Here is a 13,470-nt window from a genome sequence, read left to right on the forward strand (position 1 = left end):
ACGACGGCGGCGGGCGCTAGCATCATCTTCACCTGCAACAGGAGAATTCCCATGAAACAGTCCAGACGCCAATTCCTGACGACCACCGCCGCCACCGCCGGGGTTGTGACGCTACTGCCTTATGCCGCGCAAGCCGCGGCTCACGGCGGTAATATGTTCCCCATGACCGGCGGCGAGGTCAAAGTGCACCCCATCGACCACGCGTCCTTTGTGATGGAGACGCCAGCCGGCGTGATCTACTGCGATCCCGTGGGCGAGGTTGCCAATTACAGCGATTTTGCCACCCCCGATCTGATCCTGATCACCCACGAGCACGGCGATCACTATAACGCCGAAACACTGGCCGGTGTGGTGGGCGAAAACACGCAGATCCTTACCAATCCTGCGGTCTACGACATGCTGCCCGAGGCGCTGAAGGCCAAGGCGAATGCGCTGGCCAATGGCGAGCAGGCGATGTTCAACGAGGTCTCGATCGAGGCGATCCCCGCCTATAACACCACTGAAGAACGCAAGCAGTTCCACCCGCAGGGGCGTGACAACGGCTATATCGTGAACCTCAGCGATTTCCGCGTGTATATCTCGGGCGATACCGAAGCGACGCCGGAGATGCTGGCGCTAGAGAATATCGATCTGGCGTTTGTCTGTATGAACCTGCCGTTTACCATGGACGCGACCTCGGCCGCGGCTGCGGTGTCGACGTTCAAACCCTCTTTCGTCTACCCCTACCATTACCGTGGGCGCGACGACGGCACGCAAGACCCCGCCGCCTTTGCCGCCATGGTCGGCGAGGGGATCGAAGTCAAAATGGGCGACTGGTACTGATCCGGCGCAGCGGGGGGCCAGCCCCCCGCACCCCCCGGGATTTAGACCATTTGGAACTGAAGGCCCCAGCGGGTCAGGATTTATACGGATCAAGACTTGCGCGCAGACCATCGCCCAGGAAGTTGAACGCCAGCACCACGACGATGATCGGCAGCATGGGAATGGCGGTCCACCAGTAGATCTCGATGCTCGCCAGATTTTGCGCGTCATTCAGCATGACGCCCCAGCTGACGGCGGGCGCGCGTAGGCCCAACCCGAGGAAGCTCAGCGCGGTTTCCCCAAGGATCATCGCCGGGATCGATAGGGTCGCGCTGGCGATCAGATGCGACATGAAATTCGGCAGCAAGTGTTTGCGGATCACCCGTGCGGGCGACGCGCCCATCATCTCGGCCGCTTTGACGTATTCCTCTTCACGCAGGCTCAGGAATTTTGACCGTACCGCCCGCGCCAGCCCGGGCCAGTCCAGAATCCCGAGGATGATCGAGATGATAAAGAACACCGACACGGGCCCCCAGTTCGACGGCACCGCCGCCGAAAGCGCCAGCCAGAGCGGGAGCTCTGGCAAGGACCGCAAAATCTCGATCGCGCGGTTGACCAGCCAGTCGGTCTTGCCGCCGAAGTAACCGGCCAAAGATCCAAAGAAGATCCCCAGCACAAAGCTGACCGTGATGCCGATCAACCCCACCGTCAAGGACAGCTGCGCGCCATAGAGGATGCGGCTGAACACATCGCGCCCCAACCGATCCGATCCCCAGAGAAACACCGTCGCCCCGTCAGGCGCGCAGAACAGGTGGGTGTCGCTGGGGATGACAGCAAAGAGGTGGTAGGTTTCACCCTTACAAAAATACTCAATCTTGCGCGGGTCGCTGGTATCGGTGTCGTATTCCCAGCGGAAATTCACCAGATCCGCAGTGCCCGTCGTCTCGTAGACAAAGGGGCCGATGAAACTGCCCTCGTGCCAAAGGTTGATGCTTTGGGGTGGCGCGTAGATGTGTTCGGCATTGCGCTCGTTTGGTGTGTAGGGCGCGATGAACCCCGCCACTGGCAAGATCAGATAGCAGAAGGCCAGAAACAGCCCGGATACCAGCGCCAGCTTGTGCCGCCGGAACTTGCGCCACATAAGCCGCGCGACAGAGGCGTCCATCTCGGCCCGCTCAAGCGCGGAAAGATCGGCGTCGTCGGTCCAGGGGGTGGTGTCGACAAAGCGGTTGTCCGGCTGGATGCTCATGAGCTGCGTGCCCCGTAACGGATGCGCGGATCAAGCAGGACCAGCAGCATGTCAGAGATCATCGTGCCGATCAGCGTCAGCAGGGCCACGAACATCAAGATGAACGCCGCGAGGAACTGGTCTTGGGACTTCAGCGCCACCAGCAGATAGGGCCCGATGGTTTGCAGACCCAGCACCACCGATACCAGCACAGAGCCCGACACCATCGCAGGCAGCAGGTTCCCGATATCCGCGACAAAGGGGTTGAAAGCCACGCGCAGCGGGTATTTCGACAGCAGACGCGCGGGGCCCATACCCTTGGCCTTGGCGGTTTCCACATAGGGTTTATCAAGCTCGTCGAGCATATTCGCTCGTAACCGCTGCATCATCGCGGCGGCACCGGCGGTGCCGATCACAAAAGTCGGGACGATCAGGTGCAGCAGGACCGAGCGTACTTTCTCCCATGACATGGGCTGGCCCTCAAGCTCGGGGGCCATAAGCCCGCCAATCGGCAGGTCAAAGTATTTATGCCCATAGTAAAACAGGATCAGTGCCAGCAGGAAGTTCGGTGTCGCGAGCCCGAGGTAGCCCAGAAAGCCGGCGGTATAATCGACCCAAGTCTCGGATTTGGCGGCGGCAAGCACCCCTAGCGGCAGGGCGATAAGATAAACGAATAATACCGCGGCGAGATTGACCAGCACCGTCATCCATAGCGCATCGCCGACGATTTCGCCCACGGGGCGGTCAAATTCGAACGACCAGCCGAAATTGCCTTGGATCAAGCCGGCAAACCCCTGCGGCCCCGGCACCATGCCGACCCAGATCAGGTATTGCTTCCAGATCGGTTCATCCAGCGCGTATTCGTGGCGCAGAAACTCGGCCTTGGCCACGCCTTCGGCCTGACCCGTCGCGCGCAACTCGGCGATCTGGTTCGACAGATAGTCGCCGGGTGGCAGGTTGATGATGACGAAGACCAGAAGCGAAACCACCCAGAGGGTCAGTAGCATGGTGATGAAACGCCACACGGCGTATCGGAGGAAGATCATCGGCTTACCTGCACATGGGGGTCTTGGAAGTAGAATTCGTCGATGCGGTGAATGCCGAAATGCGCGCCGGGATCAAAGGCCCAGATTCCATGCTCCGGTACATTCATTAGGTCGTTTGAGACGACGACGGGTTGCGGGGCCTCGGCCAGCACGCCGATGGCGAATTGCTGTTCGGCGTGAATGGCGAGCATCCGCTTCCAGATGTCTTCGCGCACCTGTGGGTCGTCGGTGTGGTTCCAGTCATTCGCCAGCAGCATCAGCCGTTTCGCGGGCTGCATATCGGGGGGCGACCCGGCCTGTCCGACTGTTTGGTAGTATTGTCCCCACATCGGCCAGGCAAAGAATTCCTGATTGGTGGGCGCCAGATAGGAAGGAGAGGTCGACGGCCCCGGTAGCCCGTTGTCCCAGCCGAACCAGACCGAGGCCATGGTCCGCCCTGCATAGATCCGGTTGCGCAGGATATCGCGGTCCAGCGGGCGCATGATCAGGCGGATGCCCAGATCACGCCATGTGTCCGCGATGATCGCCAGCGCGTTTTCTTCCTCGCTGCGTTCGCCAGCGGTTTCGATCACGAATTCCATCGGGCGGCCATCGGGAAGCTTGCGGAGCCCTGCGGGGGTGCGGTCGGTCAGACCCATATCATCCAGCAGCGCGTTGGCGTGGGCGAGGTTCATCATGGACCACGCATGTGTGTTGTCGTCGTTGTAAAGCGCGCTTTGCGACAGGGCGGACATGCCGCCTTCGCTGGCGAGGCCGAAATAGAGCGCGCGGTTGATCATGCGTCGATCGATGCCGAGGCTCAGGGCGCGGCGAAAACGCACGTCGCGCATGACCTCGCGCCACACGGGGTCGGCGAAGTTCAGGTTGGGATAGATGGCGATCTGGCTGGCGGCGCCGTTGGCCCAAAGCAGGGTGCGGTATTTGCCGCCGTCCGCCTCGCCTTTCTTGAGGATCGCGACATCGGGGAAATCGAGCCCGCGCGCCTGCAGGTCGACCTCGCCCGCGTTGGCCTTGGCCGCGATCAGCCCGCCGCCGACCACGGTCATCTGCACCACATCGATATAGGGCAGCTGCACGCCCCGGCTGTCGATACGGTGGAAATAGGGGTTACGCACAAAGAGCTTGCGCGAGCTGTCCTTGTCCGAGGAGTTGATCCACGGCTGCAGAGTCGGCAGCGCGGGGTTGTCGAACTTATACATATTGTCGCGCTTGTTGTGCAGCGCGGCCCAGCTTTTGACCCGCGCGGCTTTGACCTTTTCGACCAGCGCATCGGGATCGGCGAACTTCTTATGGAACTGCGACAGGTAGTGGGCGGGGCGATAGATGAACGGTGGGCTTGCTTGCGCCAGCAGCGGCAGGAAATTCGGATTGGGGATCTGCCATTCGAACACGACCGTATGTTCATCGGGGAAGGTGACCTTTCCCAGGCGGTTGTCCACGATCATGAAATCCGGCGGCCCGCTGGGGGTGATGTCCGGGTCGTTGGCAACATTTTCCCACCAGTAACGGAAATCATCCGAGGTAAAGGGCATGCCGTCCGACCAGCGGTGACCGGGGCGCAGGTGTAGCGTGAATTTGCGCCCTTCTTCCACGTCCACCGCGGCGAGGATATCGGGGGCAAGCGTGTAGTCAGGCTGATACCCTACCAGCCGCGCATAGCCGTAGACGACCATCTGCCGCACGTCCTTGGTGCGCGAGATCAACGTGCGTAGCGTACCGCCCTGACGCCCGAAGCTGCGGCCCTTGGCTTCGAGGTCGACGACCAGAGGCTCTGACGGGATGCGGTCCTGCACGTGGGGCAGGCTGCCGGCGTTGACCTCTTGCGCCCAAAAGCTGCTTTCTTGCAGCACGGGGCCATCGCTATGCGCGGCAAGGGGCGCAAAGCCGAGGGTCGCGGCGAGGGCAAGGAAGAACTTACGCATGACAACGTACCTTATGGCCGGGCTCAAGCTCGCGCAGGGCGGGGGCGTGACGGCCTTCAAAACGGAACTGTTCGGGCCAGAGCGTGGGAGAGCCCGCGCCCTTGGCGACCAGATCAAGATCGATGGGCCGGCTGATATCGGGTTCGGGCTGTGCCGCGATCAAGGCGCGGGTGTAGGGGTGTTGCGGATTGTAGAACAACGTGTCGGGCGGGGCCTGTTCGACGATCACGCCAGCGCGCATAACCGCGACCTCGTCCGCGATGCGGGCAACGACCGCCAGATCGTGGCTGATGAACAGGTAGCTCAGGTTGGCGCGGTCGCGGATGTCTTCGAGCAGCGTTAGAATTTGCTCTTGGACCGAGACATCCAGCGCCGAGGTGGGTTCGTCGCAGATCAGCAGCTTCGGATCGAGCGTCAGCGCGCGGGCAATGGACAGCCGTTGGCGCTGGCCGCCTGAAAACGCATGCGGGAAACGGCCAAGCATATCAGGGTTCAATCCGACCCACCGCAGCATTTCGGCCGCCTTTTCACGGCGGTCGCGGGCTGTGCCGATGTTGTGCACCTCCATCGGTTCGGTCAGGGCTTGCTGCACGCGCATCCGCGGGCTGAGCGAGGAATACGGGTCTTGAAACACCATCTGCGCTTGCCGTTGAAATGCGGTGCGTTCAGTGGGCGACAGATCATGCACGGCCAGCGGTGCGGCGGCGGGGTCGGGGCGAAACAGCACTTCGCCGCCGACATCGGGACGTTCGGCCCCCATGGCGATGCGGGCGCAGGTGGTCTTGCCCGATCCGCTTTCGCCGACAATCGCCAGCGTCTTGCCACGGGGCAGGTGCAGGTCAACGTGCTGGCAGGCGGATACGGACACCGGCTTGCGCCAGCCGCCCGCCCGCATGGTATAGGTCTTGGACACGTCGCGGAGATCAAGGATCACATCGTCTGCGGGCTTCGTGGAAGCGGGCGCAGGGGCGGCCACGGCGGGGATCATCGGGGCGGCAGCGAAAAGCTTGGCGGTGTAGGGGTGGGCAGGGCTGCCCAACACCTCTTGCGCATCGCCCCGTTCCATCACGCGGCCCTTGTTCATCACCACGACACGCTGCGCCATATTCGCCACGACGCCCAGATCATGGGTCACAAGGATCACACCCATGCCGGTTTCTGCCTGCAGCGACCGGATCAGCCCGAGCACCTGCGCTTGGGTCGTCACGTCCAAGGCGGTCGTCGGTTCGTCCGCGATCAACAGCTCGGGCTTGGCGACCATGGCCATAGCGATCATCGCGCGTTGGCGCATCCCGCCGGACATCTCGAACGGATAGCTTTTCCAGGCGCGCAGTGGATCGACAAAACCGACCTTCTCAAACTGTTCGAGCACGGCACGTTTAGCCGCCGTTCGTCCCATCTTGCGGTGCAAGCGCAGTACTTCGGCGACCTGATCCCCAAGCCGGTGCAGCGGCGATAGCGACCGCATGGGTTCTTGAAAGATCATCGAGATTCGATCCCCCCGAATGGCGCGCATCTTCTTTTCGGGGAGGGACAGCAGGTTGACGGCACCCTCGGCCCCGTTGAACCGGATCGACCCGCCGCGCATCTGTGCCGCATCGGGCAGCAGGCGTAAAACCGACCGGCAGGACAGCGTTTTGCCGGACCCGCTTTCGCCCACCAGCGCGAGGGTCTCGCCCGCGTTCAACGCAAAGCTGACGCCGTCCACGACCGACGGGCCGTTGCCGAAACCGATCGACAGATCATTTACTTCAAGAAGGGGGGCCATTGTTATCCCAAGCGGGTCAGAGCGATCATTACCTATCGAGTGAAGCCGATAAACACCCAAGCGTCTAGGGGGCAGCGCAAAAACCAAGCGTCAGCGGTACACAAAGGGGGGTGGCGTCCCCATGTTGCATCAGTACGACCCAACCCGAAGGAGAACCGCGATGAGCCGCCTGGACATTTTTATCGACCGTATGGTGTCACAGCGTGCGTGTCTCGACCATGCCGCCGCCCTGACGCAGAAAATGACGGGGCCGGTGTTCGAGCTGGGATTGGGCAATGGCCGTACCTTTCACCACATCCGTGAAACGATGCCCGACCGCGATATCTTTGTGTTTGAGCGCGCGGTTGCATCGAATCCCGATAGCACGCCCGAGGACCATCAGCTGATCCTAGGCGATGTGCACGAAACCCTGCCTGCGGCACTGACGCGCTTTGGCGCGAATGCGGCTCTGATTCACGCTGATCTTGGCGGGCATAACCTTGCAAAAAACGATGCTTTCGCGCGTGAAATCTCGCCTTTGATCGAGCCGTTATTGGCCGTCGGGGGCATCATGGTGTCCAGTGACCGGATGTATTTCGACAATTTGATCGAAATCCCCTTACCACCTGAAGCTGTGGAGGGACGCTGCTTCATGTACCGCCGCGAGAAGTCATGATCTGAATTAAGTACTTGATACGTAATGGTTAAATAGTAAGCGGCGTCGGTATTCCGGCGCCGCTTTAAGTTTCGCTTGCACGTTCCAAATCCCCTCCCTAGTGTGCGCCCGAGACATAGTGAAACGATGTTTCGCATGGTAAAACAATTCTTGGGAGGGAATTACATGTCCTTTTTGAAAAACCTATCTTTCGCTGCTGCAATGACTGTGGCGGCTTCCGTTGCCGGTGCTGAAACCGTGCTTATCCACGGCGAAGCAGGCCCGAATCGCGGTGCCCGTGCAGATGCGTTGCAGTGGTTCGCCGATCAGGTTGCCGAGCGGTCGGAAAACGATCTGCGCCTCGACATCCAGTGGGGCGGCGCGCTGTTCAAGGCGAATGCGGCTGTACAGTCCATCGGTGACGGTGTGGCGGATATGGGGTCGGTGATCGCGGTGTATTACCCGCAGGAAATGGCCGCCTATGGCATCGCTGACCTGCCCGTAAACAACCCGGACGCCTGGGTCGGTATGCGCGCCACGGACGAGCTGATGCGGTCGAACCCCGCGATTGCGGAAAACCTGGCTGAAAAGAACCTCGTGTACATCGGGACATGGACCACCAGCCAGGTGAACATCGGCTGTAAGGGCGACGCGATCCGTTCGGTTGCCGATATCGCGGGCAAGAAAGTACGCGGCACAGGGGCCTATGGTAAGGTCTTTGGTGACGAAGGCGCGAACATGGTCAACATGTCGATCTATGACGCGTACCAAGGGCTCGACACCGGTCTGATCGACTGTAGCCAAGGGTATTCCTACGCTGTTGCCGCGCTGAAGCAGGCCGAAGTCATGGACAACTACACCCTGTTGAACTGGGGCCAGGTTGGCGGCGTCGGCATCTTCATGAACAAAGACATGTTCGATGCGCTGTCCGAAGATCAGCAAGCTGTGCTGCTGGAAACCGGTGCGGATCTGTCCGATGAATTCGGCCGCATGATCACAACCGCGAACGACAACGCCATTGCCGCGATGAAAGAGCAAGGTGTCGAAGTGTTCGAACTGCCCGCGGAAGAGCGCGCCAAGCTGGTCGAAGGCGGCGAGAAGTATCTGGCTGAGTGGGTCGAGACAGCCAACCGCACCGGTCTGCCGGGCGAGCAACTGCTGGAAGACTACAAAGCGCTGATCGCCAAATACACGCAAGAGCGCGACGAGAACGGTTACCCTTGGGCAGCTGACAACAACTAAACACAAGCTTTGGGAGGAGCAGGGACCATGTTGGTACCACTTGAGAAAATCCTGTTGGGGTTGGGCGCGGCTGCGGTCATCCTTTTGGGGATCTTGATCACGTCCAACGTGGTCGCACGCGCCGTCTTCGCATCTAGCGTACCCGATAGCGTCACTTTGGTGCGGGAGCTGATGGTTGCGGCCATCCTCCTGCCCCTTGCGGCAGCGACCGCAAACCGCGCTCACGTTAGTGTGGCTTTTGTGTCCGACCGGTTCGGGCCCAAACTCCGGTCCTGGCTTATTGTGCTGGGGTCGGTCATGGGGATGATCGCCTTGGGCGGTCTGATCTATTCCGGCGGCCGCGAATTCCTGAGCGTTTGGGAAAAGGGCAGCTTTTTCTACGGTGACCTGAACCTGCCCAAATGGCCCGGACGTCTGTTGTTTGTGGTCGGTATCGCCGCCTGCTGGCTGCGTCTGGCGGAACTGGCGATCCGCGATGTGCGGACCATCCTGTCCGGGGGCATCGTTTCGGACGAAGAAAACCACACAATCGAGCTCGTTGCCGAAAAAGAGGTGCTGTAATGGATGCGTCGACCATCGGGCTGATTGCCTTTGCTGCCGTTCTGATCCTGTTGGCGCTGCGTGTGCCGATTGCCTTTGCGCTGGCCAGCGTCGCGACGATTGCGACCTTCTTTATCTTTGCCTTCCGCACTGGCACTTTCATGCCCGAACGTGCCATCCGTGCCACAACGTCGATGGTGTTCTCGAACTCCTTTGACCTGATACACTCCTACGATCTATCGATGATACCGCTGTTTGTCGCCCTTGGGCACATTGCCTATCGCGCGGATATCACGACCAAGATCTACCACGCGGCCAAGGTTTGGCTGACGCGTCTGCCCGGCGGTGTTGCCATGGCAAGCGTCATGGGCTGTGGCGGATTTTCGGCCATTACCGGCAGCTCTATTGCCTGTGCCTCGACCATGGGGAAAATCTGTACGCCCGAGATGCTGCGCATGGGATATGACCCGCGTCTGGCAACAGCGTCGGTCGCGGCAGGGGGCACTCTGGGCTCGCTGATCCCGCCGTCGGTTCTGTTCATCATCTACGGTATCTTCACCGAGACATCGATTTCGTCGCTGTTCCTCGCGGGTGTTTTGCCGGGGCTGCTGACGCTGGCGGGCTTTATCCTCGTGATTGCCGTCTGGGTCTGGCGTTCGCCCGAAATCGCCCCTTCGACAGCGACACGCTACTCCGCCAAGGAACGCTTTGCGGCGGCGGCTGAAAGCTGGCCTGCGGTCATGCTGTTCGTGTTGATCATCGGCGGTATCTACGGCGGTATCTTTACGGCGACCGAAGCGGCGGCTGTCTGCGTGGTCGCGGCGACGCTGATCGGTTTTGCGCAGCGCAAGCTGACCTTGCAGGGCCTGTGGGATGCGGTGAAAGAGACGTGCATCCAGACCGCGGCGATCTTCTTTATCGCGGCAGGGGCCAAGATCTTTGTGGCCTTTATCGCCCTGACCAACGTTGCCCCGATGATTGTGAACGTCGTGGCCGAGGCAGAGCTGTCCGTCGTGGTCCTGCTGCTGGCGATTGCCGCGATCTATCTGCTGCTTGGCATGTTCCTTGATCCCATTGGCATCATGGTTCTGACCCTGCCGCTGATGATCCCGCTGGTGGAAAGCTATGACATGAACCTGATCTGGTTCGGTGTTGTGGTGATTAAGCTGCTGGAAATCGGGCTGATCACGCCGCCTGTCGGGTTGAACGTCTTTGTCATCGCCAATGTGGTGGGCAAAGAGGCTCCGATCGACAAGATCTTTGCCGGTATCACGCGCTTCCTCAGCGTTGACGTGATCGTGCTGGTGCTGATCATGTCCTTCCCGATGATCTCGCTGCTTATTCCTATGGCGGCGCGATGAGTGGGGACCCCACAGACAGGAAGTTTGCCAACACTCTGGCGCGGGGGCTTGCTGTATTGCGGGCCTTTCGCGCCAGTGACAGCGGGCTGACCCACGCGCAGATTGCCGACCGGACGGGGCTGCCCAAGCCTACGGTGTCGCGGCTGACCTATACGCTGTGCGAACTGGGCTATCTCAGCCACGGCGGGCGCAATGACCGCTTTCGGCTGGGGCCGTCGGCTATCGCGCTTGGCTCTGTCGCATCGGTGGCGGTGAACTTTCTGGATTTGGTGTCCGACGCCATGCAAGAGCTGGCCGATAAAACGGGCACGCTATTGCTGGTCGCCGTGCGCGACGACGAGAAAATGATGCTGGTGCGCACATGGCGGCCACAGAATGCTTCGACCATCTGGCTGGAGCCGGGGCACCGGATTCCCGTGTTCGGATCGTCGTCAGGCATGGCCGTCGTGGCGTCACTTGGCGAAGAGCGCTTTGAGCAGTTGACGCCCGAAGCGGATATGCGAAGGTTCCGGGCGGAGGGATATTCGCAATTGATAGAACAAGGGTTCGCTTACGCGTCGGAGGGCACACGATATGCCAGTACGATCAACGCCGTAAGTGTCCCCTATTTTGCCGAAGAGTTCGGCGAACCGGTATCGTTCACCGCCGGGGCCATGCCACATGATTTGCCCGATTCCCGTATCGTGCAAGAGGTCGGCCCCGCGTTGCGTGAACTGGTGCGCGCGCTTGAACAGCGCACCGGGCGCACCCCCGCGCTCAGCCGCCGGGACTGAAACAAGACTAGACCAAGGAATATGCTAAATGACTGACAAGATTGGATATACCCGCAAAGGCGACGTGGCCGTACTGCGGATCAAGAACCCCCCGGTCAATGCGTTGTCCCATGCTGTTCGTGAAGGTCTGGTTGCCGGTATGGCGCAGGCCGAGGCCGATGACGGCGTCAAAGCCGTGGTTATCGTCGGCGAGGGCCGCGCTTTTATCGCCGGTGCGGATATCACCGAATTCGGCAAAACGCCGCTGGAACCTTTCCTGCCGGATGTGTGCAAACGGATCGAGGAGTCCCCGCTGATCGTTGTCGCCTCCATGCATGGTGTGTCTTTGGGCGGCGGGCTCGAGATCGCGCTGTCGGCGCATTACCGCGTGGCGCAGCCGTCGGCCAAAGTGGGCCTGCCCGAAGTGCATCTGGGCCTGATCCCCGGTGCCGGTGCGACCCAGCGTTTGCCGCGTCTGATCGGTGTGGACCCCTCGCTTGATCTGATCACCTCTGGCCGTCAGGTCAAAGCGGCCGAAGCCGAAAGCCTTGGCATCGTCGATCAGGTCACCGAGGGTGACCCCGAGGATGTGGGCGTCGCCTATGCCGAGAACCTGATCGCCACCAACGCACCGCGCCGCCCCGTCAGCGAGCTGGCCGCACCCGCGCCGATCGACTGGGATGCCGCCTATGACGGGACGCTGAAAAAGGGGCGGGGGCAAATCTCTCCGGCGCAGGCGGTCCGCGCGGTTCAGGCCGCGGCAGAGCTGCCCTTTGACGAAGGCATGCTGGCCGAGCGCAAGATTTTCATGGAGTTGATGGAGACAGACCAACGTCAGGGCATGATCCACGCGTTCTTCTCTGAGCGTGCGGTAGGCAACCTGCCGGAACTGAAAGGCGTCGAACCCCGCGCGTTGCAATCCATCGGCATCATCGGCGGCGGCACCATGGGCGCAGGCATCGCCACGGCGGCGCTGTTGGCGGGCTTCAACGTCGTGCTGATCGAGATGAAGGAAGACGCCGCAGAGGCCGCGCGCGGACGCATCGCGGGCAATCTTTCCGGCGCGCTTAAGCGTGGCAAGATCACGCAGATGAAATACGACGCGATGACCAACACCGCGCTTGAGGTGTCGATCAACTATGACAGCCTCGCCTCGGTCGATCTGGTGATCGAAGCCGTGTTCGAGGATATGGGTGTCAAGAAAGAGGTGTTCGGCAAGCTTGATGCCGTGTGCAAACCCGGTGCTATTCTGGCGTCCAACACATCCTATCTGGATGTGGACGAGATCGCGGCCAGCACCTCGCGCCCTGCGGATGTGATCGGGCTGCACTTCTTCTCGCCCGCGCATATCATGAAGCTGCTCGAAGTGGTCGTCGCCGAAAAGACCGCCCCCGATGTGGTCGCCACGGGCTTTGCTCTTGGCAAGGCGCTGAACAAGATTTCTGTGCGCGCCGGTGTCTGCGACGGGTTTATCGGCAACCGTATTCTGGCAACTTACCGCACCGCTGCCGATCACATGGTGCTTGATGGTGCATCGCCGTTCCAGATCGATAAGGCGCTGGTGGATTTCGGTTTTGCCATGGGCCCCTTTGCCGTGGGCGATCTGGCCGGACTCGATATCGGCTGGGCCACACGTAAGCGCAAGGCGGCGACGCGCCACCCTGCCGAACGCGTGCCGACATACCCCGACAAGATCTGCGAAGCCGGCAACTTCGGCCAGAAGACCGGCAAAGGCTACTACATCTATGAGGCCGGATCGCGCGGCGGCGTGCCGAATCCCGAAGTGTCCGAGCTGATCGCCGCCGAACGCGCCGAGCGTGGCATCACCCCGCGTGACTTTACCGACGCAGAGATCGTCCGCCGCTATATGGCCGCGATGGTCAACGAGGCGGCAAAGGTCGTGGGCGAGGGCATCGCGAAGCGGCCCTTGGACGTGGATATGGTCCTGCTCTTTGGCTACGGCTTCCCGCGCTACTGGGGTGGCCCGATGAAATGGGCCGACCTGCAAGGGCTGCCTGCTCTGCTGGCCGACATCGAAAGCTACGCCAAGGAAGACGCCTGGTTCTGGGAACCCGCACCGCTGCTGAAACAGCTGGTGGCCGAAGGGCGCAACTTTGACGACCTGAACAAACAAGCCGCTAAGTAAATGAACAAGGGCGCAATGCCCGACAGTATA

The 13,470-nt window shown here is 61.0% G+C and carries 11 protein-coding genes; 7 read left to right on the top strand and 4 right to left on the bottom strand.

Annotation, left to right across the window (positions count from 1 at the left end; all coding sequences use genetic code 11):
• Nucleotides 1-51: 51 nt before the first annotated feature.
• Nucleotides 52-822, top strand: coding sequence for an MBL fold metallo-hydrolase (locus AADW22_RS05175; RefSeq protein WP_064216243.1), 771 nt, complete (start codon nucleotides 52-54; stop codon nucleotides 820-822).
• A 73-nt stretch (nucleotides 823-895) separates the two neighbouring features.
• On the opposite strand, the gene AADW22_RS05180 is transcribed toward AADW22_RS05175, so the two are convergent.
• Genes AADW22_RS05180 through AADW22_RS05195 form a run of 4 tightly spaced genes read right to left on the bottom strand, consistent with a single transcriptional unit; the run spans nucleotide 896 to nucleotide 6,765 of the window.
• A complete protein-coding gene (locus AADW22_RS05180; RefSeq protein WP_407474386.1) occupies nucleotides 896-2,050 on the bottom strand; it encodes an ABC transporter permease in 1,155 nt (384 codons plus the stop codon).
• Entirely contained in the window at nucleotides 2,047-3,075 is a 1,029-nt protein-coding gene (locus tag AADW22_RS05185; RefSeq protein WP_005851921.1) for an ABC transporter permease, read from the bottom strand. The genes AADW22_RS05180 and AADW22_RS05185 overlap by 4 nt, the downstream gene beginning before the upstream one ends.
• Nucleotides 3,072-4,997 carry an ABC transporter substrate-binding protein gene (locus AADW22_RS05190; RefSeq protein ID WP_407474387.1) on the bottom strand — a complete coding sequence of 642 codons (1,926 nt, stop codon included), beginning with the start codon at nucleotides 4,995-4,997 and terminating at the stop codon, nucleotides 3,072-3,074. Before AADW22_RS05190 ends, AADW22_RS05185 begins: the two co-directional genes overlap by 4 nt.
• Complete coding sequence (locus AADW22_RS05195) at nucleotides 4,990-6,765, bottom strand: dipeptide ABC transporter ATP-binding protein (RefSeq protein ID WP_407474388.1); 1,776 nt, start codon at nucleotides 6,763-6,765, stop codon at nucleotides 4,990-4,992. The genes AADW22_RS05190 and AADW22_RS05195 overlap by 8 nt, the downstream gene beginning before the upstream one ends.
• A gap of 160 nt (nucleotides 6,766-6,925) precedes the next feature.
• Between AADW22_RS05195 and AADW22_RS05200 the strand changes: the two genes are divergently transcribed.
• The 6 genes from AADW22_RS05200 (at nucleotide 6,926) to AADW22_RS05225 (ending at nucleotide 13,440) form a co-directional block, all read left to right on the top strand.
• Nucleotides 6,926-7,420: a class I SAM-dependent methyltransferase gene (locus tag AADW22_RS05200; protein WP_407474389.1), complete on the top strand. Its 495-nt coding sequence runs from the start codon at nucleotides 6,926-6,928 to the stop codon at nucleotides 7,418-7,420.
• A gap of 165 nt (nucleotides 7,421-7,585) precedes the next feature.
• A complete protein-coding gene (locus tag AADW22_RS05205; RefSeq protein ID WP_037943567.1) occupies nucleotides 7,586-8,641 on the top strand; it encodes a C4-dicarboxylate TRAP transporter substrate-binding protein in 1,056 nt (351 codons plus the stop codon).
• A gap of 27 nt (nucleotides 8,642-8,668) precedes the next feature.
• Nucleotides 8,669-9,202, top strand: a complete 534-nt coding sequence (locus tag AADW22_RS05210; RefSeq protein ID WP_005851926.1) for a TRAP transporter small permease — start codon at nucleotides 8,669-8,671, stop codon at nucleotides 9,200-9,202.
• Nucleotides 9,202-10,542 (top strand): TRAP transporter large permease, encoded by a 1,341-nt coding sequence (locus AADW22_RS05215; protein ID WP_005851928.1) that lies wholly within the window; start codon nucleotides 9,202-9,204, stop codon nucleotides 10,540-10,542. The genes AADW22_RS05210 and AADW22_RS05215 overlap by 1 nt, the downstream gene beginning before the upstream one ends.
• A complete protein-coding gene (locus tag AADW22_RS05220; RefSeq protein WP_037943569.1) occupies nucleotides 10,539-11,315 on the top strand; it encodes an IclR family transcriptional regulator in 777 nt (258 codons plus the stop codon). The genes AADW22_RS05215 and AADW22_RS05220 overlap by 4 nt, the downstream gene beginning before the upstream one ends.
• Nucleotides 11,316-11,343: 28 nt before the next feature.
• Nucleotides 11,344-13,440 carry an FAD-dependent oxidoreductase gene (locus AADW22_RS05225; RefSeq protein ID WP_407474390.1) on the top strand — a complete coding sequence of 699 codons (2,097 nt, stop codon included), beginning with the start codon at nucleotides 11,344-11,346 and terminating at the stop codon, nucleotides 13,438-13,440.
• The last annotated feature ends 30 nt before the right edge of the window (nucleotides 13,441-13,470 follow it).

The organism is Sulfitobacter sp. PM12, from assembly GCF_045586035.1.
GTDB lineage: Bacteria > Pseudomonadota > Alphaproteobacteria > Rhodobacterales > Rhodobacteraceae > Sulfitobacter > Sulfitobacter pontiacus.